Source organism: Pantoea sp. PGP6, assembly GCF_053474785.1.
The window spans coordinates 4,161,770-4,184,992 of sequence record NZ_JBQBMA010000001.1; the positions used below are offsets into that span (position 1 = coordinate 4,161,770).

13 protein-coding genes and 1 pseudogene are annotated in these 23,223 nt (G+C 57.8%); 3 read left to right on the plus strand and 11 right to left on the minus strand.

All coding sequences use genetic code 11. The features are described 5' to 3' along the window. Position 1: 1 nt before the first annotated feature. Entirely contained in the window at positions 2-2,023 is a 2,022-nt protein-coding gene (rep, locus tag ACLIBF_RS20105; RefSeq protein WP_031375063.1) for a DNA helicase Rep, read from the minus strand. A 75-nt stretch (positions 2,024-2,098) separates the two neighbouring features. On the opposite strand from rep, the gene ppiC reads away from it, so the two are divergent. Beyond that, a complete protein-coding gene (gene ppiC, locus ACLIBF_RS20110; RefSeq protein ID WP_031375064.1) occupies positions 2,099-2,380 on the plus strand; it encodes a peptidylprolyl isomerase PpiC in 282 nt (93 codons plus the stop codon). Here ppiC and ACLIBF_RS20115 read toward each other — a convergent pair whose 3' ends face one another. Then, positions 2,381-4,441: an AsmA family protein gene (locus ACLIBF_RS20115; protein ID WP_279810501.1), complete on the minus strand. Its 2,061-nt coding sequence runs from the start codon at positions 4,439-4,441 to the stop codon at positions 2,381-2,383. Between the two features lie 63 nt (positions 4,442-4,504). After that, positions 4,505-5,278: a cyclic-guanylate-specific phosphodiesterase gene (gene pdeH / locus ACLIBF_RS20120; RefSeq protein WP_279810500.1), complete on the minus strand. Its 774-nt coding sequence runs from the start codon at positions 5,276-5,278 to the stop codon at positions 4,505-4,507. A 283-nt stretch (positions 5,279-5,561) separates the two neighbouring features. Here pdeH and ACLIBF_RS20125 point away from each other — a divergent pair, with 283 nt between their 5' ends. Together ACLIBF_RS20125 and ACLIBF_RS20130 are read left to right on the plus strand one after the other, a co-directional pair. Further along, positions 5,562-6,494 carry a 2-dehydro-3-deoxygluconokinase gene (locus ACLIBF_RS20125; protein WP_031375067.1) on the plus strand — a complete coding sequence of 311 codons (933 nt, stop codon included), beginning with the start codon at positions 5,562-5,564 and terminating at the stop codon, positions 6,492-6,494. Positions 6,495-6,875: 381 nt separating this feature from the next. Further along, positions 6,876-7,748: an alpha/beta hydrolase gene (locus tag ACLIBF_RS20130; RefSeq protein ID WP_031375068.1), complete on the plus strand. Its 873-nt coding sequence runs from the start codon at positions 6,876-6,878 to the stop codon at positions 7,746-7,748. Positions 7,749-7,752: 4 nt separating this feature from the next. Here ACLIBF_RS20130 and ACLIBF_RS20135 read toward each other — a convergent pair whose 3' ends face one another. From ACLIBF_RS20135 to bcsA, 8 genes and pseudogenes are all read right to left on the minus strand, one after another. Continuing rightward, positions 7,753-9,249 carry a M16 family metallopeptidase gene (locus ACLIBF_RS20135; protein ID WP_031375069.1) on the minus strand — a complete coding sequence of 499 codons (1,497 nt, stop codon included), beginning with the start codon at positions 9,247-9,249 and terminating at the stop codon, positions 7,753-7,755. A 246-nt stretch (positions 9,250-9,495) separates the two neighbouring features. After that, a complete protein-coding gene (locus ACLIBF_RS20140) occupies positions 9,496-10,785 on the minus strand; it encodes a dicarboxylate/amino acid:cation symporter (protein WP_031375070.1) in 1,290 nt (429 codons plus the stop codon). A gap of 225 nt (positions 10,786-11,010) precedes the next feature. Then, complete coding sequence (gene hmsP, locus ACLIBF_RS20145) at positions 11,011-13,017, minus strand: biofilm formation regulator HmsP (protein ID WP_031375071.1); 2,007 nt, start codon at positions 13,015-13,017, stop codon at positions 11,011-11,013. Between the two features lie 173 nt (positions 13,018-13,190). Next, positions 13,191-14,198, minus strand: a complete 1,008-nt coding sequence (locus tag ACLIBF_RS20150; RefSeq protein ID WP_279810499.1) for a glycosyl hydrolase family 8 — start codon at positions 14,196-14,198, stop codon at positions 13,191-13,193. Between the two features lie 9 nt (positions 14,199-14,207). Next, positions 14,208-14,651 (minus strand): cellulose biosynthesis protein BcsD, encoded by a 444-nt coding sequence (gene bcsD, locus ACLIBF_RS20155; RefSeq protein ID WP_031375073.1) that lies wholly within the window; start codon positions 14,649-14,651, stop codon positions 14,208-14,210. Then, positions 14,651-18,452: pseudogene (locus ACLIBF_RS20160) on the minus strand (cellulose synthase subunit BcsC-related outer membrane protein). Before ACLIBF_RS20160 ends, bcsD begins: the two are co-directional and overlap by 1 nt. Positions 18,453-18,463: 11 nt before the next feature. Beyond that, entirely contained in the window at positions 18,464-21,070 is a 2,607-nt protein-coding gene (gene bcsB / locus ACLIBF_RS20165; RefSeq protein ID WP_279810498.1) for a cellulose biosynthesis cyclic di-GMP-binding regulatory protein BcsB, read from the minus strand. Next, positions 21,067-23,178, minus strand: coding sequence for a UDP-forming cellulose synthase catalytic subunit (gene bcsA, locus ACLIBF_RS20170; RefSeq protein ID WP_069728618.1), 2,112 nt, complete (start codon positions 23,176-23,178; stop codon positions 21,067-21,069). Before bcsA ends, bcsB begins: the two co-directional genes overlap by 4 nt. Positions 23,179-23,223: the final 45 nt, after the last annotated feature.

Sequence of the window (23,223 nt, forward strand, 5' to 3'; positions counted from 1 at the left end):
TTTAGGCTTTCTTCGCCTTATCCAGCATCGCTCGCAGGCCCGCCACGCGGCTCTGCCCGGTTTTCATCCGCTCTTCAGCACTGACCACTTTGCGCTCCGTTTCCCACTGCAGATCGTCCTGCGGCAGCTCCAGCAGAAAACGACTCGGTTCCGGCCGCACTAACTCGCCATATTGCCGACGTTCGCGACATAAGGTAAAGGTCAGCTCCTTCTGTGCCCGCGTTATGCCGACGTAGGCGAGACGACGCTCCTCTTCGATGTTGTTCTCATCAATGCTGCTCTGATGCGGCAACAGTCCCTCCTCCATTCCCACCAGAAACACATAAGGAAACTCCAGTCCTTTAGAGGCGTGTAGCGTCATCAGCTGCACCTGATCAAGCTCTTCGTCGCTTTCCCCACGCTCCATCATGTCGCGCAGGGTAAAGCGCGTTACCACCTGCGCCAGAGTCATCGGCTCATCCAGATCGCTGCCTTCCAGCATCTCCGTCATCCACTGAAACAGCGTATTGACGTTCTTCATCCGCATTTCTGCCGCTTTCGGACTGCCCGAGGTTTCAAACAGCCAGCTTTCGTAATCGATGCCGCGAATCAGGTCGCGCACGGCATTGACCGGCTCGCGTTCGGTCAGCTGGATAATCTCATGCAGCCAGTGGGTGAAGCGTTGCAGATGTTCCAGCCCGCGCCCGCCCAGCGTCTGTCCCAGCCCGACATCAAAGCTGGCATTAAACAGACTCTTATTGCGCAGGTTGGCCCATTCGCCCAGTTTTTGCAGCGTCGCCGGGCCAATCTCGCGGCGCGGCGTATTCACGATGCGCAAAAAGGCGCTGTCATCGTCGGGATTGGTCAGAACGCGCAAATAAGCCAGCAGATCCTTGATTTCCGGGCGGGAAAAGAACGAGGTGCCGCCAGAAATGCGATAGGGAATACGGTTCTGCATCAGAAACTTTTCAAACACCCGTGACTGATGGTTGCCGCGGTAGAGAATCGCGTAGTCTTTGTACTGCGTCTTGTTGATAAAGTGATGGGCGATCAGTTCACCCGTGACCCGCTCCGCTTCGTGCTCTTCACTGTTGGCAGTCACCACTTTCAACTCGCTGCCCTGGCCCAGTTCTGAGAATAAGCGCTTCTCGAACACGTGCGGATTATTGGCGATCAGGATATTCGCGGCTTTCAGGATGCGCTGGGAGGAGCGGTAATTCTGCTCCAGTTTCACCACTTCCAGCGCGGGGAAATCCTCTTTCAGCAGCACCAGATTTTGGGGTCGCGCCCCGCGCCACGAGTAGATCGACTGATCGTCATCGCCCACCACGGTAAAGCGCGCCCGCGCGCCAACCAGCAGCTTAACCAGCTCATACTGGCTGGTGTTGGTATCCTGATATTCATCCACCAGCAGATAGCGGATGCGCTGTTGCCAGCGTTCACGCACCTCCTGATTACGCTGCAACAGCAGCGTCGGCAGCAGGATCAGATCGTCAAAATCCAGCACGTTACAGGCTTTAAGATGCTGGTCATAAAGCGCATAGCAGTGCGCGAAGATTTTATCGCGCTCCGATTGTGCCAGTGCGGCCGCCCGGGGAGGATCGACCAGATCGTTTTTCCAGTTTGAAACGGTAGAGATCAGCTGTTGCAGCAGGGTCTTATCCTCTTCCAGCCACTCTTTGGTCAGCTCTTTCAGCAGGCCAAGCTGATCCTGGTCGTCAAACAGCGAAAAGTTGGACTTCATGCCCAGCGCCGCGGTTTCACGCTTGATAATCTCCAGCCCCAGCGTATGGAAGGTCGAGATCATCAGGCCGCGCGCCTCTTTGCGACCCAGCGTCTGCGCTACGCGCTCTTTCATCTCTCGCGACGCTTTATTGGTGAAGGTGACCGCCGCGATATGCCGTGCCTGGTAGCCGCACTCGCGAATCAGATGGGCGATTTTATTGGTGATTACGCGGGTTTTGCCCGATCCCGCGCCCGCCAGCACCAGACAGGGACCGGTAACAAATTCGACGGCGCGTTGTTGGCTGGGGTTTAAACGCATAGGAAAAATCGCTCAGTTGAATCAAAAGAAAGGGGTTTATACTGGGCGGCAATTATACACAACCGAGATAGCAACATGGCGAAAACCGCGGCGGCTTTACACATCCTGGTGAAAGAGGAAGCGCTGGCAAAAGAGATTCTGGCGAAACTGGCTAAGGGTGGCAATTTTCAGCAGCTGGCAAAGAAGCACTCAACCTGTCCTTCCGGCCGCAATGGCGGTGATTTGGGGGAATTTCGTCAGGGGCAGATGGTGCCAGCCTTTGATAAAGCGGTCTTTACCTGCCCGCTGTTAACGCCTTACGGGCCGGTAAAAACCGGCTTTGGTTATCACATTATCAAAGTGCTCTATCGCAGCTGATTACTTCTGCTGCTTCATCTGCTGCAATACGGTGCTGCACTGGTTATCGTCGTTATCACTCGGCGAAATCAGTGCCAGCAATGCCGCAGCCGGGCCGACAACGGTACCCAGCGCCACCGCTGCTGCGCCACGGGCCAGCAGCGGACCGGCTTTCACGCCGGCATCCGGATTTTTAAAGGTGCCGCGCACATAGAGCGGTGAACGCAGCGTGATGATACGCACCCCTTTACTCTCCGGATTGACCGAAAGATCCATCCGCTCAGTGGCAAAATTGGCGTTACCGGTGACGTTAATCACCGCATTTTCGGTATCAAACACAAACAGGTTTGGCGTCGCCAGACCGTTTTGCAGTTTGATATCGGTAGCGGCGCAGTTAATCCGTACCTGATCGTCGCCAAATAGCTTGCCCACCACGTAGTTGCCGACGTTCAGTCCGGCAATCTCCATCAGGCTACGGCTGATCACGCCGTCGTTCATCAGCAGCTTCAGCTGACCGTTACTGGTCGCCAGCAGATCGGCTACCGAGTTACCGGTGCCGGTGAAGCTGGCATCGCCGTTTAGCTGGCCGAGACTGTTTTGCATCGCCTGAACATTCGGGAACAGCTGACGCAGGCGCAGTTTACGCGCATGAATGTCAGCCCGGCCGCGCATCGGCGTGCGATCGCCTTCCAGCCGGATAGTGCTGTTGAGGGTGCCGCCCGCCATACCAAAACGCAGGGGATCAAGCAGCAGATCGCCATCCTTCAGCTGCAGATGGGTATAAAGATCGCTCAGCGGCAGCGAATTGCTGTGTTCAATGCGTTTCCCGCTGAACTTAACGTCGGCATCCATCACGTCCCAGTTTTTAGTGTCGAACCGATCGTGTGGCAATACCCGATCGGCTGGCTGGCTCGATTTCTCACCCCGCCGCGATTTTGCCTGTGCGGTTTTGTCGCTGCCTTTACCGGAATCGACCCCAATCAGCGGCCCCAGATCGGCCATCCGCAGTTGGTCTGAGGTCAGCTCACCGCTCAGCCGGGGGCGCGGTTTGCCCTGGCTGTAGGTCAGCGAACCATGAATATCGCTGTCGCCAATATGGCCGTTAAATTTCTGATAGTGGTAGATCGCGCCCTTATCGTTGCTGAATTTCGCGATCAGGTGGCCATCGGTTTCGTACGGCGGCGTGTCAGGCAACAGCACGCCGGTCAGCCCATACAGATTCGCCAGCGTGTCGCCAGAGAAGCGCAGACGCACATCCAGCCCGCCGAGATTCATTGGGTCTTTCACCCCGCCGGTCACCTGCACGCGCGTGGTGCCGTTGCGGATATCGGCCTGCACCGGGAACGGCGTCGTCTGGCTGCGCAGCGACAGCATTCCGCCAATCTTGCCTTCACCGTTCAGTTTCTCGTCGTTATAGGTTCCGCGCGCCTGCCAGCCGAAGACAAAGTCGCCTGCGCCCTGCTGCTTATCGTCACCACCAGCGATCTGACCATACGGTACAGGTTTACCCAAAGGATTAACCTGTACCGTTACATCGGCGTGGTTAATCGCGTCGCGATAGCGAATCTGGCCCTGATCGAACAGGATGTTATCGAGGCGGAACGACCAGGCTGAAGGTGCCGCCTGCTGATCGTTGCTGTCGCTGTTGGCGAGATTGAAGGTCCAGTTATTTTTCTTATCCGCGGTCTGAACCAGCCGCGCATCGGGCCGCTGCAATTTAATCCACGGGATGAACAGCTCTTTATGCAGTAACGCCAGCGGAGCCAGCGTGGCATCGATCCGCTGCAGATGCACCATGGTCAGGTCAGGAATATCGGGCGGATTGCCCAGCATGATATCTTCCGCATGCACCTGCGGCCATGGCACCCAGCGCCGCCAGCCTTGCTCTTGCGGATTGCGCGCCCAGTCGACGCCCAGATCGCCGCGTATCGCAAACGGACGATTGAGTTCGGTCGTGACTTTCTTATTGATGGTGGGTTTCAGTCGGTTCCAGTCAAAGGTGGCGATCACCACGATGATGATCACGATTAACAACAACAGAATTCCTGCAACCCAACTGACTATTTTCCCGGTACGCGACAATGCGCTTTCTCCTTGCACTTTCACGGTCTCCGTTAAAGATAGTCGAGACCGTGGGCAACGGGATCAGGGAAGCTGGATAGTGAGATGATTCAACTCAGAAAATGGGAGCGGACGCGAAAAGAAATAGCCCTGCGCGGCAATAGCGGGCGAACTTCTGACCTGCTGCCACTCATCGTCGGTTTCTACTCCTTCGACGATCACCCCGTTACAGTAGCGGTTGATTAGCGCCAGCAGCATCGAAAACAGGCTGCGTCCTTCATCGGAATTGCGCAGCAGGATAAACAGCTCGCGCGACAGTTTGATGTAGTCATATCTCAGTTCGGTCAGCGCCGAAAAATTGGCCATGCCGGAGCCAAAGTCATCCAGCCACAGCGGCCCGAGCTCCGGCATCTGAGCGATCATCTCTTCCTGTGGCAGGACATGGTGTTCTGTCAGTTCAAAGCGAACCCAGGGCAGGCGAACAATCAGGCTGCGGATGGCCGGATGATGCTGAATAGATAACAGCGACGGCCCATCAATGTTGACCGAGGCGACCACCGCATTCTGCTCAAAGAAAGGAGCCCACTGCGTTAACAGTTCGAGTTGTTCCTGTACCACATGCAGCCGCTGCGCAATCTCAAGCCCGGCAAAATAGGCTTCCGGCGACAGGGTTTCTTCCGGTGCAGACGGATGGCTAATGGCCGTCAGCAACTCGATTGCCAGCAACCGCCCCGTCACCTGATAAATCGGCTGGAAGCGATAAAATCGTTGGCATTGGTGCCAGAAATGCGGCGTTTCCGGTTGGGAGTTGAGGTCAGTTGAAGAAGGTAGCCATTGACTAATACTCTCCATCACCATGATGTTTTCCTGGTTGGTAATGAGCGCTCAAAATTGGCGACTCAGCGGCGATTATCGACCATGCCTGTGATCGCTTGATGAAATGTCCGGCCACATCAAAGCGGGGAGTTTAACAACCTTTAGCGGGACACTATCGCCAAAACAAGCCGAAAATAGCCCTCTTTATCAGCGCGATCGCTGCTATTCGTCACCTTAAGTTAAATTAAAACACCGTTTTAAAAACATTGACGTCTGCCATACCAGACGCGAGACTAAGGCGATATTTCACTACAGGTCTAAAACCATGACGCAGAAAAAAATTGCCATTATTGGTGAATGCATGATTGAGCTGTCCGAAAAGGGTGAGAACATTAAACGCGGCTTTGGCGGCGATACGCTGAATACTGCGGTCTACCTCGCTCGCCAGGTGAATCAGGATCAGCTTCGGGTCGATTACGTTACTGCACTCGGCGTCGACTCCTTCAGCGATCAGATGATCGCCGCCTGGCAGCAGGAGAAGGTCAATACCGATCTGATCCAGCGCCTCGACAACAAGATGCCCGGCCTGTATGTGATTGAAACCGATGCTGAAGGCGAGCGCACCTTCTGGTACTGGCGCAGCGATGCCGCAGCCCGTTACTGGCTCGACAGCCCTCAGTCAGAGGCGATCTGTCAGCAGCTGGCGCACTACGACTATCTCTACCTGAGCGGCATCAGCCTGGCGATTCTGGCCCCGGCCAGCCGCGATAAGCTGATGCAGTTGCTGGACCGCTGTCGGGCCAATGGCGGTAAGGTGATTTTTGATAATAACTATCGTCCGCGCTTATGGGCGGATCAGGCCAGTGCGCAGGCGGCTTACCGCGCCATGCTTAACCGCACCGATATCGCTTTTCTGACGCTGGATGATGAGCATCTGCTGTGGGGCGAACAGCCGCTGGAGGCGGTGATTGCCCGCACTCGCCAGGCGGGAGCCAGTGAAATTGTGATTAAACGCGGCGCAGAATCGTGCCTGGTCGCCGTGGGTGATGCCCCCCTGACGGATGTCCCGGCGGTGCGTCTGGCGAAGGAGAAGGTGATTGATACCACGGCCGCCGGCGACTCGTTCAGTGCCGGTTATCTGGCCCGCCGCCTGACCGGCGCTTCAGCCGAAGCCGCTGCGCAGCGGGGCCATCTCACCGCCAGCACCGTGATTCAGCATCGTGGCGCAATTATTCCCGCTGAGGCGATGCCCGACTAAACGGCTCCGACGAGGGCGTATCAGTACCGCCCGTAGCCTGCCTGACCCATTATTGCCTCTTAACAGCCCGCAGCGAAATATCCGGTAAATTCCGGCTAACAAAGCGGGCTATACCGGACATTTACCTTAAGCGGATAAATCGTCATTAATCGCCTATCCTGCCGCCTTAACGCCTCCAGAACGACTTATAAATTCTTGTTTAAAATTAGCCGCTTACTGGAAAAAAATCGCCACCAGGCATAGTCCGAATCTGGTCATTTTTACCGTTTTCGGATGGACGTCCGGCTGAAAAAAGACCATCTTTTAATCAACAACAGCAGGACGCTGTGCTCTCCGGCCGCGAACAAAACAATTAAAACATCCCTCGCATCAGGACATGTTATGCACACAGAAATTATTAATATCTGGCCGCACGGTGATGCGCCAGGCGCCAGCGATTCGCGCGCGCAGCCGCAAATTATCGATATGGCCAAACAGTATGAGCCTTACGATCGCGCCGCCACCGGCGTACGTTGCCCGGAAATGGCGATCTGGCATCCGGTGGAGTCGAACGGTATTACCCTGCTGGTCGCGCCGGGCGGTGGCTATCATCGCGTGATGATCGATCGTGAAGGAAGCGCGCTCGCCACTTTCTTTACCTCGATGGGCTACACCCTGGCGGTAATGACCTATCGGCTGCCTTATGATGGACATCATGAGGGGCCGGATGCGCCGCTGGCCGATGCGCAGCGGGCGGTACGGGTGTTGCGTGAACGTGCGCAGCGCGGCCTGAACGGCAAATACATCGTGATGATGGGCTTTTCAGCCGGCGGACACGTCGCCGCCAGCCTGGGTACCCGCTTTGCCGAAAAGCTCTATCCGGTACAGGATGGCGCAGAAAACTTCTCGCCGCGTCCCGATGCGATGGTGCTGGTCTATCCAGTGATCAGCATGCGTGACGGCATTGCCCATGAAGGTTCACGTACCCGATTGCTCGGCGCATGGCCCGATCAAAAAACGATTGAGGCCTATTCACTGGAAACCCGGGTTCACCCGCTGGTGCCGCCAACCCTGCTGATTCACGCCGCCGACGACGAATCGGTGTCGGTGAACCACAGCATGGCGTTTTTCGGCGCATTACGGGAGCACAACGTCCCGGCAGAGGTGCATTTCTATCAGAAGGGTGGCCACGGATTTGGTATCCGTGGCGTGGCAGATTTGCCCCTTGCCAGCTGGCCGATGCTGGTGACCGAGTGGCTCAGGGCAAAAACCTGAAGGATTACGCGGCGGGCGGCTGAATGTCGCTGACGCTGTTATCCGGCTGGCTGGCATCGTTGCCGGCCGCCGGTGCCGCAGGCGGCGCCATCACCTTCTCCCAGCTGCTCTGCAGGCTTTTCACGTTGGTTTCGGCTTCCCCTTCCGGCTGAATCAGCACCATCATCAGTTCCTGGCTAAGCTGCTGACGCAGTTCCTGATTCAGCTGCTCGCGGGTCAGACCGGCGAGAAACGCCTGCCGCAGTTTCTGATACTGTTCCGGGGCGATATCCACCACCGAGTTCTGCTGTGAACGCAGACGCTGGCTCATCAGCACATCGGTATCGGTGCGGGCGTAGGTGGTGAACAGCTTGTTCAGCTCCAGCAGTTTCTGCGCCATCAGCGCATCAAACTCCTCCTGCGGTAAGCCTTTATCACGCACCGTCGCCAGTTCGCGCGCCACCAGCGTCATGTTCTGCGCCAGCGATTCATTGCGCGCATCCAGGTTGATGGAGCATTGCGCACGCTGATAGAGCACACGACAGTCAAAACCAACCTGTACGCCCTGCGCTTTGCTGTCGCTTAGCGCACGCTGGACGTGCCAGAACAGCGCTTCACGCGCCAGATCGCCTTGCCAGTAACGTTGCAGGTTCTGGGAATCACGGATCGGTTGCCACGGCGTATCCCACACCAGCGACAGACGATCCTGAGTCATTTTGCCGTTGACCAGATTCACCGGCTCATGCGGCAGCGGTGATAAAGTCGGCAGCGGCGCAGGCGTTTCACGTTTGCCGGTTAACGGCGAAAACGCTTTATTGATCTGCTCGGAGAGGCTACGGCTATCAACATTACCCACCACATACAGCGTCATCGCGTCAGGCGTATACCACTGACGGTAAAAATCATTCAGCTGGGTTAAATCGACCGGCGCGCGCGGTTGTGCCGCGGGATCGTGCGCCAGCAGGGCCGAGCCTTTCAGCCGATAACGCCACCAGACATCCTGGGTATCTTTCGGCCAGGTCGCAACCGGATCGGACGCGGTCAGCGCGGTATTCACCACCTGCTCGGTAATCGCCATATTGCCGGCGGTAGCCGCCAGCCAGCTCAGCGCTTCTTTCAGCAGTTCAGGGCGATTGTTCGGCAGGCTGAGGTTGTATTGGGTGAAATCATAAGAGGCGATGACAGGTGGCAGCGGGTGCTGGGGATCCATGGCCTGTTGCCACAAAGCGCGCTGCTGGTTGGTGTCGAGCGCGGTGTTATGCACCATCGCCAGACGTGGCAGCAAATGGCTGAAGCCCGCCTGTTGCGCACTTTCGACCAGCGAGCCAGTATTCACCACCATGCGCAGTTCGATGCGGTCACTGGGACGTTGCGGTGTGGCCAGTAACTGCCAGTTAAATCCGTTATCCAGCTTGCCTTCCTGCCAGGCCGGATCCGGTTGCAGCGTTTCTGCCTGGAGACCATAGCTGGTCGCTGCCAGCACTAATCCACCAACCAAAAGCCGAATTCTGGTGCCCTGCATGTGAACCCCTACTCAAATAATTCAAATATCGTTATCGCTGGCACGTTTTGCCGCTGTTATTAGCGAATCGGCTGGCGCCGAATCGCGCTGTTATCCAATAACAGAGTGTTTGACCACAGGAAGCTCAGGATGTCGCGCAACGAAGTGAAAAACGTCAAAAAAAACAAGTAGGGTTTATTATCCAAATGCCCGCTGTCAGGGCAAGTGACAGCGGGCATTTGTCGGGATTTAAGTGCAAATCAATGATTAAAGTGTGGGATCAGCTGCTTTTTTCGCCTTATTCCCACCGGCCAGCGTCTCTTTCAGCTGTTTTTGATCCAGCTGGTCGACCCACTTCGCCACCACCACGGTCGCCACGCCGTTACCCACCAGGTTGGTGAGCGCACGGGCTTCGGACATAAAGCGGTCGATACCCAGGATCAGCGCCAGACCGGCTACCGGCAGATGGCCGACCGCTGAAAGTGTCGCCGCCAGCACGATGAATCCGCTACCGGTCACCCCGGCGGCCCCTTTCGACGAGAGCAACAGCACCACCAGCAGCGTGATCTGATGGAAGATGTCCATGTGCGCGTTAGTGGCCTGGGCGATAAACACCGCCGCCATGGTCAGGTAGATCGACGTGCCATCCAGATTGAAGGAGTAGCCGGTCGGTATCACCAGGCCCACCACCGATTTCTTGCAGCCCAGTCGCTCCATCTTATCCAGCATACGCGGCAGCGCCGACTCCGAAGAGGAGGTCCCCAGCACGATTAACAGCTCTTCTTTGATGTAAGCAATAAATTTGAAGATGCTGAAACCGGCAAACAGCCGCGCAATCAGTCCCAGCACCACCACCACGAACAGGATACAGGTGATATAGAAGCAGATAATCAGCTGGCCGAGCTGCACCAGCGAGCCAACGCCATACTTACCGATGGTGAACGCCATCGCGCCGAATGCGCCGATCGGAGCCAGACGCATGATCATGTTGATAATCCCGAAGATCACGTTCGAGAAGCTCTCAATCACGTTGAAAATCAACGTGCCGGTATTACCGAGGCGATGCAGCGCGAAACCAAACAGAATGGCGAACAGCAGTACCTGCAGAATGTTGCCGCTGGCGAAGGCGCCGATGACGCTGTTAGGGATCACATCCAGCAGGAACGCAACGACTCCCTGCTGCTCCGCCTGCTGCGCGTAAACCGCCACCGCTTTGGCATCCAGCGTGGCCGGGTCGACGTTCATTCCGGCTCCCGGCTGCACCACATTGACCACCACCAGACCGATGATCAGCGCAATAGTACTGACAATTTCAAAATAGAGCAGCGCCACCGCGCCGGTGCGGCCAACCGCCTTCATGCTCTCCATACCGGCAATGCCGGTCACCACGGTACAGAAAATAACCGGGGCGATAATCATCTTGATCAACTTAACGAAGCCATCTCCCAACGGCTTCATCTGGGTCCCTAATTCCGGATAAAAATGGCCTATCAAAACGCCGATGCCAATCGCCATCAGCACCTGGAAATAAAGGCTTTTAAAAAGTGAGGTTTTCATAAACAGGTGTCCACTAACGCCGTGAGGTGATGTTGTCGGATTCGTTATTGTGACTGACGGGCAACACAGGCGGCGCCTGACAGTAACCCGAAAATAACACTCTGTTTACGTGATTAATACAGGCTTACAAAGCAGGGGGAAATGATACAGACGTAATTCTGAACTGAAACGCTTCAGCATAGGGTTTTGTAACTAAAATTCTCGCAAAATCAATGAATCAGGTAATTATTCCGGCAGTGAGCGGTTTTCAATCCATGCCTGATTGAAGCGCGCCAGCGGCAAGGCTTCAGCATAAAGATACCCTTGCCCGATATGGATGCCGCGCGCCAGCAGCCAGTCGCGCTGCTCGGCGGTTTCGACGCCTTCAGCAATCACATCCAGATGGATGATCTCGGCTATTGCCGCCACGATGCGCACCATGGTGTCATCATCCGGCAGCGCCGCGACGAAGCTGCGATCCATCTTCAGCTTATTGACCGGCAACGCTTTGAGCTGATGCAGAGAGTTCAGGTTGGAGTAGCCCATGCCGAAGTCATCCAGCGCGACCGCCACACCGGTCTGCTGCAAGGTCCGCAGCAGCGAGATGGCCTGGCCGGTATCCCCGATATGGGCTGTTTCTGTCACTTCCAGCACGAAGGTGCCTGGCGCAATCTGATGGCGCTTCAGCAGCGCCTGCAGATGGCTCACCATCGCGCTATCACGCAGCTGGACCGCAGAGATATTCACGCTCAGCGGCAGCATAATGCCCTGTCGCTGCCAGCCGGCCAGAATGCGGCACGCCTCTTCAAACACCCAGCGGCCAATCGCGCTAATTACCCCAATCTCTTCAGCGCTGGCGATAAACTCCTCGGTCAGACCGAAACTGCCGTCCGGCTGACGCATTCGCAGTAGCGCTTCCGCCCCAGCCAGTTCGCCGGTGCGCATATCAATCTGTGGTTGCAGGTAGAGGGCAAACTGATCGTCATGCAGCCCCTGCAAAATGTCGTGCTCCTGGGTCAGGCGTTTTTGCGCCCGCTCGGTTAAGGCCGCATCGAAGAACAGAATCTGGTTCTTACCCTGATGGCGCGCCGACATCATGGCGGAAGTGGCGCGATCCAGCAGCTCATTGGCACTCAGCGGCCGATCGTCGCGCAGCGCCAGGCCAATGCTGGCGTTCGGTCGCAGCTGCAGCTGATGCAGATTAACCGGCTGGTTGAGGCGAATCATCAGATTACGCGCCAGCCGCAGCGCGCGGAATGGATTACTGGCGCGCTTCATCAACAGCACGAAGTCGCTGGGACCGGTTTGCGCCAGCAGGGTGTGGTCATCCAGGGTACTGCGGATTTTCTCGACCAGCGTCAGCATCAGGGTGTCGCGCTGCTCATCACTCAACACGCCATTGGCTTCCTGCAGGGTCTCAATGCGGATCACCATCAGGCCGAGTGGCTGGTCAGGATTGCACATGTACTGCTCGACCAGCGCCAGAAACAGCGCCCGGTTGGGCAGATCGGTGACGTCAAAATGGGTGGTCAGCCGGCTCATCTCATCATGCACTGACTCGAGCACCTGCTGATTACGGTTGTAACTGCGGATCAGCATGCCGATCTCATCGTCACGGTGGCTCGGCGGCAGCGTCAGTTTGTGGGTCAGAATCGACTGCGGCGGCAGCTCCTGCAGTTCACGCGAGATATTACGCAGCGGATGGACCACCAGCCGGTTAATGCACCAGCTGATCGCCACCGACAGAATCAGCGCCAGCAGCAGATAGGTGGTGATCATGGTCGACAGCGTACTGAGGATAAACTGGTAGACCCGCGTCGAGTTGGCCTGCAGCACCAGATAGGCCAGCGGTTTAGGCAGCCCGGTATTTTCAACCGAGTAGAGCGGCAGGGTAATCTGCACCGGCAACTCAAACAGGCGTGCCACCAGTCGCGGCACCGGCTTCTCATTTTCGAAGTCAGCATGCAGCGCCTGGAACGCGTTGGGCAGCACCACGTCGGCACGCGATAAAATCCCGGCGGGTTTCAGCGAGTGGAGAATGCGTTCGGCCTGCGGAATGTCCGCTCTCAGCACCGCTTCTGACAGCGGCTGCCGGACGGTATGCGCGATATTTTCCATTTGCTGGGCGTAGTCAATCCTGCGCTGCTGCACAAAATGAAACAGTTGGATGACGATAAAGATACTAATGGTGATAACCGCAACCAGCGAAACCGTCGCCATCTGCTTTATCGTAAGTGACCGGCTTACCCGCAAAAATTCTCTCCCGACTATAAAAAAGCTCAGATATCAGACAGGAAAATGTCCGGCAAGTATATCCCAACGTTGGTTTTTTTTGTTGGCAATAGCGCCACAGCGGAGAGATTCGGATTCTCTACCCGATAAGGGCGATTTTTTCCGCACTTATCGGGCAGGCAATAGCAGTCGCGTTACCGTTTTTCCTGAAACGCCATCCAGGTCAGCAGTTGCAGGCTGGCCGAAAAATAGTTCTGATCCGCTGCCAGCCGGTCGCTCAGATAGCCGGTCTCATTCAGCGTCAGGTCGCGCACCGCCAGCAGACCGCCTTCAAGATGGTAGGGCGCGGGAGTATTGGCCAGGACATCAAACCAGGCCGGCGTCATCATCCGGCTATAGCCCTGCCAGACCTGCTGGAACGGCACCAGCGCCAGGCTGTGCGGATCGTACCACCAGATATTGAGCGGCACGCGAATCGCATCGTAGCTGAAGCGGCTGGAATAGCCGATGGCCGGGGCAACCGAACCGTCGGCATTCAGCGCCACCCAATCCAGCGGCAGACCACTGTTACCGAAATGCAGCTTAGCGAGCAAATCAAGACCGCTCTCAATCAGCTGATTCCACACCTGCAGATGGCTGTGTTCACCGAACTCCCGCCACGCCTGAAACAGGAAGTAAGAGGGGTTCAGCACCACGTAGCTGCTTTTATTGAAGCCCTGTGCGCCAGGCAACAGCACGGTATGCCCACCAAAGCTCACCACATCCAGCTTAATAATCGCCCGCTGAATACGATCAGACGCCTGCTGATAACTCTCCACCTGCCATTTCTGCGCGGCGCGCTGTAACGCCCAGGCCAGCAGCACATCGCCATCAGCGGCGTTATTTTTATCCGCAACCGGGTTTGCCGTGCCTGGCGTATAGCGCCAGTAAAACAGATCGGTCTGTGGATTCCCTAACTGGCTGCGCGTCCACTGCCATAGCCGATCAAAGGTGACGCGATCGTCATTCGCCACCGCCAGCAGCATGCCGTAGCCCTGCCCTTCGGTATGGCTGACATTGTTATTCGCGGTGTCGATGACCCGCCCTTCTGACGTGACAAAGCGACTTTTAAAACTGTCCCAGCCGCTGGCTGCGGCTTGCGCGCTGCCGAGTAACAGCCAGATACAGCAGATCCATCCCAGCCACTGTGGCTTAACGTTCATTCACCCGTCCTATTGATATCGATAATACAGCGTACTGCCATCATTCAGTTCAGGCGTTACCGGCACCGCACTGCTGCCGCCCTGGGCCTGCAGCCAGCCCGAGAACAGCCCCGCCGCGACTGCGCCAAACGCCGCCTGCCAGTCAGCAGCCGTATGGATATTATCACCTGCCGGTAAGGCGTGATGGCTGATCAACAGCGCCTTCTCTTCTGGCTGCAGCTGCACAAATCCCCAGTTAAAACGCGCCAGTTGCAGATTCATTTCCCGCTCCAGATCCTGCACCGTGCGTGCTTCAGACAACGGATAGCGGGTCGCCAGCGATTCGCCCATGTTGTAGAGGAACGCTTCAGCCTGCTGCTGGCCGCCGTTGGCGACCATGCCCTCAATCAGTACGCTGACCAGATCAAACCAGCCGGGTGGATGCGGATGCGACACGCCAGAATGTTCATTCATTATTTATCTCCAAACAGATAACGGACATAAAGCTGCGCGCTGCTTTCGTTGTAATCACCAAAGGTGTCGTAACCCAGCTGACCGCCAATCGTCACCTCTTTATTGAGTTTGTAATCGGCCCCCGCGTGCAGGTTATAACCGATACCGTTTTTACTGCCGCCCGAGTAGTACGCGCTTTTCACGCTACCGTCGGCAGCCAGCGCTTCCAGCTGTGACTGCAGGCTGGCGTCGTCCGGGAAGTAAGCACTCTTGTCCTGACTGTAGGACTGATAGCCGACCGAGCCGCCCAGCTTCACCTTCAGATCGTCATACTGACGTGAGAAGTCGACCGGGAATGACACGGAAGCGTAGTTTTGCGGACTGAAGTAGCCGCCCTGGCCATAACTGAAATAGCTGAGGTTTCGAGAAGTCCATCCACGACAGGCTCATCCCCAGTTTCAGCTCCCGGTCGTCGGCATGGTAAGGACGCACATAAGCGCCGGCGGTCGCCTGCAGATTGTTGTTACTGGCGACATTCTCGCCGAGGTAGCTGTAAGCGCCCGCGCCCGCGAAGAAACCGGCATCGCCATTGTCATAACTCAGTAAGGCATTGCCGCCGTTTTTGGTGACGCGACCCCACCGCTTGCCGCTGGTCTTGTCCTCTGCGCCAACATATGACAGCAGACTGTCGGTGATGGCGCGACGTTCGCCAGTCAGGATCAGCGTCAGGAAGTCGGTAAGCTTCGGCGACCACTGCACCCCACCCACCAGCGTACTGAGATCCTGACCCAGCGGCGTACTGCCGAGATCGACTTTGTAACTGTCGCCCTTCAGCGCCAGATTCAGCTCCACGCCCGAGGCGGTTTGTGAATCGGTTGTGGCGTTCGGCACGTCATTCAGGGTTGCCCCGCCTGCGGCGACCACCTGGCCCTGGGTTAAGGCGTTGGTGCCAAAACGTCGCCATGCATCGCCCGCGGCGCTGCCGGCCGTCAGCGACACCGGCGTCATGGTGAAGTCAAAGCGCGACTCACCAAACGGTACGGTAGAGAAGGTCAGCGGCGCTTTGGCTTCGGTCAGCTTGCTCAGTCCCGATTCGCCATCACGACCGCGCACCTGCACCATTCCCTGACTCCAGCTGGCCGTTTTTTCCTGCAGCGAATCCATCATGGTGTCAATCTGACGCAGGGTCTGCGATGAGGCAGATACCGTCGCATCGCCTTCTGGCTGCTCAGAGCGGGCAGACGTGGTGGCAGGCGCAACCTGCCAGGGCAGCACGGTGCCGTAGCGGGAAGCTGAACGCCCGACCGGCGACGTGTTGCGATTGATGAACGGATTATCCGCCAGCGCCAGCCCGCCCACGGTCGGCATACTGCCCGGCTGCGCGCCCTGCAGGCCAATCAGCTGTCCGCGTGCCGAACGCAGATAGCGCATCGCTTCGCTATGCTCGCCATTCGCTTCCGCCACCCGCGCCAGCAGCAGCAGGCGATCCGGCGTCTGGGTGGCGGTGTTCAGGCCGCGCGTCAGCGTGTTGGCGCGCTGCACATTGTTCTGCGCCAGCGCGACGTTAATCGCCCCGACGCGCGCATCCTGAGTTGGCGTGTCCTGCGTCATCAGGTAGTCGTATACCACGCCCGCGTCCCGGTTCATCTTACCGTCCTGATAGAGACGCGCCATGGCGAACATCAAATCGCGATTCTGTGGATCCTGCTGTAACGCACCGATCAACTTATCGTAGGCCGCTGCGTACTGCCGCTGCTGCCGCAGGCGGTCAACTTCATTAATCAGATACCCGTTACGTATCGCCGCCAGCTGCGTCGGCGTGCTGCGCGCCTGCAGTTCCGGGCTGCTGAGGAAGCGCTGCGCTTCGGCGCTCAGCCCGGCCTGGTTCAGGACCGCCATCTGCGCTGCGTAATCACCGGCATTACCCTGTACACCGCGCTGCATATTGGTGCGCACCACCGAAACGGCGGTGGTGAGATCGCCAGCCTGCGCCAGCTTCTGCGCCAGATTACCGGCATCAGCCGGGTTGGCGGGCGGATTCACCGCTAACGCTTTCAGGGTGTTAGCGGCGGCGGCATTGGCACCCTGAGACAGATACTGGTCAGCGGTGCTCATCTGCAGATTAAAATTGACCCGCTGCGCCAGAGCGCGCATCTCTCGCGTTTGGGCAGACGGCGGAATGCGCGATAGCAGCACGCTGGCCTGCTGCCAGCCACCGCTTTCGCTGGCGTTGAGTGCGCCAGCATAAAGTTCACTGTTGCTGGCACCGCTGCGCATCACCGGCTGCATTACATTAGCGGCCTGTAAAGGTTCACCCTGCTGTCGGTAGAGACGGGCCAGATCAAGCCGCAGCCAGCCATCGGCTGGATAACGCTGGACTCCCTGCTGCAACGTCGCGATGGCCGCTGCGTTGTTGCCGGCGGCCAGCTGACGCTTCGCCTGCTGACGCAGCGTATCGGCACCGTTTGCCTGCGGCGTCACGCTCTGACGAACGCTGGCTGGCAGCGAGCCCAGCAGGGTATTGGCTTCAGCACTGCGATTCTGCTGACGCAGCACGTAGAACAACCCCTCTTTGGCGCTGCGGTTATTGGCATCGCTCTGCAGAACAGATCGGTAGGTCTGCTCCGCCTGATCGAGCTGGTTACTGCGCCGCTGCACGTCAGCGCGGAACAGGCGGGCAGCAATGCCTTTCTCGCCTTCAGCCTGCGCCAGCGGTTCGCTTAATGCCAGCGCCTGTGCACTGTTGCCGCTTTTCAGCGCCTGCTGCGCATTGGCCAGCTGCGCATAAAAACGGGCATCGTCGGCCTGCTGCTGACGGGCCGACCCCTGATCGCCTCCCAGCTGCGCGGCGCGTTGCAGATAGTCTGCGGCTTCCTGATAACGACCGGCGCGCTGAGCGACATAGCCCATACCCGCCAGCGCATCGGCGTCCTGCGGATTGGCGCTCAGCACTTTTTCGAAGCTGGTCTGCGCACCGCCCACGTCACCGCTGTTGAGCGCACTGAAACCGGCACCTTTCTCAGCGCCCCCGACGTTTTTACGGTAATAGTCGATTACCGCGGCATCCTGTGGATGACGCTGTTGCCAGGTCTGATACAACGCGGCATCGGTGGGCTGCGGACCGAGCCACAGCAGCGCCTGCCGCAGCGAGCGGTCGGCCTCCTGATTCCCACTCGCCAGCGCGGACAGCACCTCAATCCCTTCGCGACGGGTCGACTCCTGATACGTCAGCGCTTTACCCAGCGCCAGCTGCGCGCCGGTATCCTGCGGGTGCTGCGCGGCAAACTGCCGCAACGCCTCTACCGCCTGTGGCAGCAGAGTACGGTCACCGGCCATCGTCAGATAATATTCAGCAGCAACGCTGGCTGGCGGCTCATTGCCGCTAAAGGTATTACGCCAGGTCTGCAGAGCGGCAGCAATGTTGCCGCTGCGCGCCTGCTGACGCGCCAGTGACAGCTGCGCCTGCGGAATCGTCTGTAGCTGACGGGCATTGTCCAGCTCGCTCAGGTGTGGATCGTTGGGTGATACTTTGCTCAGACGCTGGCGATACTGCGCTGCGGCGGCATTATCACCGCCCTGCTGCGCATAAAGCGCCAGTAAATAGAGCGCCTGCGGGTTGTTGGGCTCCACCATCAACACCTTCTGCAGCGAGGATATCGCCAGATCGTCATGCGCTTTCTGATGCCAGTAAGCCGCCTGATCGAACAGCGCCTGCAACGCCGGATTGGCGCTTTCAGCCGCCAGCAGCGACGGTGAAAACGCCAGCAGGCCGCCCAGCAATAACGCATGATGAACACCGGCACTTATCAGATTTTTTTTCATTCTTGTTATCCTTACTTCTTGCCGGAATGACTATCCTGCTTCGGATTCAGACGCCGCCACGCATGACGCTTCAGCATCACCCAGACCGCACTGCCCACCAGCGCAGAAAGCAGCAACGCCGCCAGCGCAAGGAATACCGAATGCTGATTGGCGTACCACACCACCATCATGTACCAGGGCATTTCCCCGACCGGGAACTGCGCGCCAACACGGAAACTGCGAATGCCATTTTCATCGGTGATGATTGCGGTATCGCCACGAATCGCGGCATTGATACGTGCCGAACTCAGATCGTTGTGGAGCCGCAACAGCTGATCGTCACTGGTCGCCACCGTGACCACCACCAGCCGATCGCGATTCCACGGCGAGCGATAGCTCAGGAAGCCGCGCCACGCTTCGTTAGAAGAGAAGTACCGATCGGCATCCAGCTGTTGACGACTCCAGTCACCGCTCAGCCAGCCGCGCAGTTTCTCCAGCGTATCGGACTCTTTCACACCGAAGGTGCTGCTGCTGGCGTCATAAGGTGAAGAGGCCAGTAACGCCCGATTGAAATCGCTGTTGCCGGTGGTGCTGACCGCCAGCAGATCGTTCTGCTGCAGCCGTGCCAGATTAGTGCCGCCCTGCGGCAGACCAAACAGCACCTGATTCTGCGTCAGAGCTACACCGGTAGCGTTACCGGCACGCGCCGCCAGATCCAGCAGCGTCGACAGTTCGGCATTGCTGGGTTTTTCCGGCAGCAGCAGCGTAGTCTGGCCAAAATCCGCCAGGCGAGAGAACGGGAACGAGGCACCGACAAAATAAGAGAGGTTCGGCAGCATGCTGAAGTGGCGGGTGTGGCTGAGATCGATCCACGAATCCTCTTCAATCCGGCTCTTGATGTTGTTATTCAGCAGCACACCACAGGGCGCATCCGCCCGCGGTTTGATGTTGAAGTAGAGCGCCAGCTGGTTATCGCCATAAATCAGATAGGGTTCGAGGTTGAGCTGATATTGTTCCTGTCGCGCATCGCCCCCTAAACGGTGCCAGACATTTTCCAGCAGTCCGACCTTATTCACGGTCAGGTTGCGCAGGAAGGTCCCGTTCAGCATCACGTTAAGAAACGAATTCTCTTCATCGATCCAGCTTTCAGACGGGAAGCGATAGTGCAGATTGACCGGCACGGTATCGCCATCCCACAGGAACAGATCGGGCGCGGCACGGAAGTTAACGCGCAGCGCATCGTGCCAGATACCGCTGCTGGTCAGGCTCTGGTCTTTACGCAGCAGTTCACTGAGACGCACCGGGCGATCGGTATTGATCCAGCGCGGCGCATCATAGGGTTTGCGATTGCCGAGCGTTTGCGGTTTTACCAGCAGCTGGCTGTCGTCAGTGGTCAGCGGCTGCGTGGTCAGACGGTTTGCCGCCTGACGCAGCTCGGCATCGTCATTACCGCTCACCAGCAGCAATTTATACACCGGGTTATTCGGGTTATCGACTACCTGCAGCATCGGCCCGTTGCTGGCTGGAAAGGTCAGCGTACCGATGCGATCGCCGGGGTGACCAAACAGAATGCCGTTGTGCTCCGGCAATTCACCCCGCATCACCGGGAAGCGAATACCGCGATAATCGCTCTGAATGCCGAGCCAGGACGCCACCAGCGTCGCCGCGCTCACGGCATCCGGTGCGACATTACTGGCGAATCCGAAGGTGACAGTGGCGGCGGTCATACGTTGTGGATCGAGGAACGGCCGCGGGAAGTTGCGCAGGCTGGTGCCGATGTTCAGCTGCTGGCCCTCAAGGCTCAGCGTGGTTGTCGGCATGATGGTGACCTGATACTGCTCGGCGCTTGCACGCTCGCACAGTAACTTGTCGGCATCATTAATTTTGAAGCTGAGGTTATTGCTGGAGACCACCATCGCCGCCGGAATATCCAGCTGATAATCGCTGGTATCACTGTCGCTGGCGCCGAGCGGCAGCGTGCCGAGCGGCTGGCCGTTCAGCATCAGCTGCAGCGAAGTGTTGCGCGCCGCCAGCGCCTGCGAGACGCGCAGCGTCAGGTTGAGACGCGCATTAGTCACCACCTCATCCGAGGGCAGCGTAAAAGTAATGCCTGACTGTAACTGGCCGCCGGTCAGCGTGATGCCGCGCGCCTGGCCCATCTGCGCCACAGAAATAGTGCTGCTGATCGGCTGGTTAATGGCGGCGCTGATGACCGGCTGTGGTTCCACTACCGGGGGGGCGGCCACCGGCGTTACGGCCTGACCTGGCGCGTAGGGCAGCGCACTGGCGGCCGCTTCCAGCGCCGGATCGCCATTGTTCAGCCCTTGCGGCAGTGGCACGGTGGAGAGCGCACCGCTGTCCTGCGTCACCGCGTCCCCAGTCAGCGCGGACGCGGCAGAGGTAGCCGCCGGCGCACTCTGTGCCGGTGCTGACTCAGACTGGACGCCCGATGACGCCTCGCCAGCCGCAGGCTGGGCTGATGGCGTCGCTTGCGCAGTGGGCTGCACGGTCGGTGCCGCGCTGTTGACCGGCGCGGGGTTGCTGGTGTCATCAGCAGATGGCGTTTCGGCCCAGGCTGGCGTCAGCCACAGCGCCGCGGTCAGTGAACTGACCAGCAGCGTTTGGGTCAGGGTTTTCATACTGCGCCATCCTCTTTCGCCGCCGCGGCAACCGGGTCGACATTTTTACGTTTATCGTGGCGTCCTTTCCAGGTCAGCCAGAACAGCTCAAAGACGGTACGGATAATGGTTCCCAGCGAGATCAGCGGGTTATCCTGCTTATACTCCGGCTGAATCCAGGCATCGGCGCGTGCCAGCACCACCCGCACCAGCTCACGGCGGCGCGCCAGAGGCATCGCCTCAAAACGCAGACGGATGGTTTCCGCATCGCCAGAAATCTTACTGACCGGAATGGTGATCGCGCCCGATTTAAGCAGCAGATCGATCTCTTCAATCTCATCGAATTCATGACGGTTATCTGGCGCATCCAGCTGCGCGCCGCCCATAGAGAGATCGCTGGTCAGGGTGCGTGACGAGATACCGCTGGCGTAGTGAATGATCGCCGGAATCTGCACCTCAATACGGATGGTTTTACGCACCTGTTTGGTTTCGCGCGCCACGGCAATCGCCGCCATCAGAATGATCAGGCTGAAGATGGCCCAGCCGACGTTCAGCGCAATAACGTAAGGATCGACGCCAAAGTAATCGTGCATCACCGCTCGCACCACGCCCGCCACAATGCCGATACCCAGCAGCAGCGCCACAATGACGTGCGGACGCACGATATGGAAATCGAAGAAGCCCTGATCCAGCACCCCGCCTTTATCGGTCACGTTGAATTTGCCGTGCTTCGGCGACAGCAGCGTCAGGATGGTCGGGATCACCAGGTGGAAACACATCACCGTCTCATAAATCTCACCCCAGAAGGTGTAGCGGAAACGGCCATTCATCCGCGAGTTGACGTACAGCGACATCACCAGATGCGGCAGCACGTACGCAAAGATCAGCGACGCGGAGGAGTGAATAATATTCAGATTAAACAGCAGGTAAGCCAGCGGCGCGGTGAGAAAGGCTACGCGCGGCAGACCAAACTGGAAGTGCAGCATGGCGTTGAGATAACACAGGCGCTGCTGCCACTTCAGGCCGCGACCCAACAGCGGATTATCCACCCGGAAAATCTGCGTCATACCGCGCGCCCAGCGGGTACGCTGAATGATGTGCAGACCGAGACGCTCGGTCGCCAGACCGGCCGCCAGCGGAATGGACAGAAACGCCGAGCCCCAGCCAAGGCGCTGCATTTTCAGCGCGGTATGCGCATCTTCGGTCACGGTTTCTACCGCAAAACCGCCAATCTGCTCCAGCGCTGAACGGCGGATCACCGCACAGGAGCCGCAGAAGAAAGTGGCATTCCAGTTGTCATTGCCCTGCTGTACCGGGCCGTAAAACAGTGAACCTTCATTGGGAATGCTGCGCGCGGCGCGCAGGTTACGCTCAAACGGATCGGGTGAGTAGAAATAGTGTGGCGTTTGCAGCAGCGCCAGCTTCGGATCTTTCAGGAACGGGCCTACCGTCGCCTGCAGGAAGGTACGCGTCGCGACGTGGTCGCAGTCAAAAATGCAAATCAGCTCACCTTTGGTGATCTTCATTGCATGATTGAGGTTGCCGGCTTTGGCGTGATTGTTATCGTCACGGGTGATGTAGCCTACGCCCACATCGGCGGCGAAGCGGGCGAACTCACTGCGCTTGCCGTCATCCAGCAAATAGACTTTCAGTTTGTCACGCGGATAGTCGATACACTGCGCAGCCAGCACGGTATCGCGCACCACATCGAGGCTCTCATTATAAGAAGGCACGTAAATATCAACCGTCGGCCACAGATCGGTATCATCCGGTAACGGTTCGATGGTGCGCTTTAATGGCCAGGTGGTTTGCAGAAAGCCGAGAATTAAGATCAGCCAGACATAAAGTTCAGCCAGATATAAGCCAATCCCTAAAATCGCTTCGACTTCGGAATTAAAATGCAGGGTTTCTGTCGTGCGCCACCAGATATAACGGGTGGACATCAACGCCGACAGAATCACCATCATCACGGTTATTTTGCGGCTTTTGCTGAAACCCAATAAAAACATCAAACCGATGCTGATCAGGCCAAAAATATACTGTTTCTGGCTGTCCATTGGCGTAATGATGATCACCGCGGCAACGGGCGCAAGCACCAGCAGCAGCAGGTAAAACCCGATTTTACTCATGATTCACCCTGAGAAGAGCTGTGTAAATTCAATCACCTGTTCACA

Coding starts and splice junctions, on each gene's coding strand:
- rep (WP_031375063.1), bottom strand. CDS start 2,023: ATGCGTTTAAACCCCAGCCAACAACGCGCCGTCGAATTTGTTACCGGT.
- ppiC (WP_031375064.1), top strand. CDS start 2,099: ATGGCGAAAACCGCGGCGGCTTTACACATCCTGGTGAAAGAGGAAGCG.
- pdeH (WP_279810500.1), bottom strand. CDS start 5,278: ATGGTGATGGAGAGTATTAGTCAATGGCTACCTTCTTCAACTGACCTC.
- ACLIBF_RS20125 (WP_031375067.1), top strand. CDS start 5,562: ATGACGCAGAAAAAAATTGCCATTATTGGTGAATGCATGATTGAGCTG.
- ACLIBF_RS20130 (WP_031375068.1), top strand. CDS start 6,876: ATGCACACAGAAATTATTAATATCTGGCCGCACGGTGATGCGCCAGGC.
- ACLIBF_RS20135 (WP_031375069.1), bottom strand. CDS start 9,249: ATGCAGGGCACCAGAATTCGGCTTTTGGTTGGTGGATTAGTGCTGGCA.
- ACLIBF_RS20140 (WP_031375070.1), bottom strand. CDS start 10,785: ATGAAAACCTCACTTTTTAAAAGCCTTTATTTCCAGGTGCTGATGGCG.
- ACLIBF_RS20150 (WP_279810499.1), bottom strand. CDS start 14,198: ATGAACGTTAAGCCACAGTGGCTGGGATGGATCTGCTGTATCTGGCTG.
- bcsD (WP_031375073.1), bottom strand. CDS start 14,651: ATGAATGAACATTCTGGCGTGTCGCATCCGCATCCACCCGGCTGGTTT.
- bcsB (WP_279810498.1), bottom strand. CDS start 21,070: ATGAAAACCCTGACCCAAACGCTGCTGGTCAGTTCACTGACCGCGGCG.
- bcsA (WP_069728618.1), bottom strand. CDS start 23,178: ATGAGTAAAATCGGGTTTTACCTGCTGCTGCTGGTGCTTGCGCCCGTT.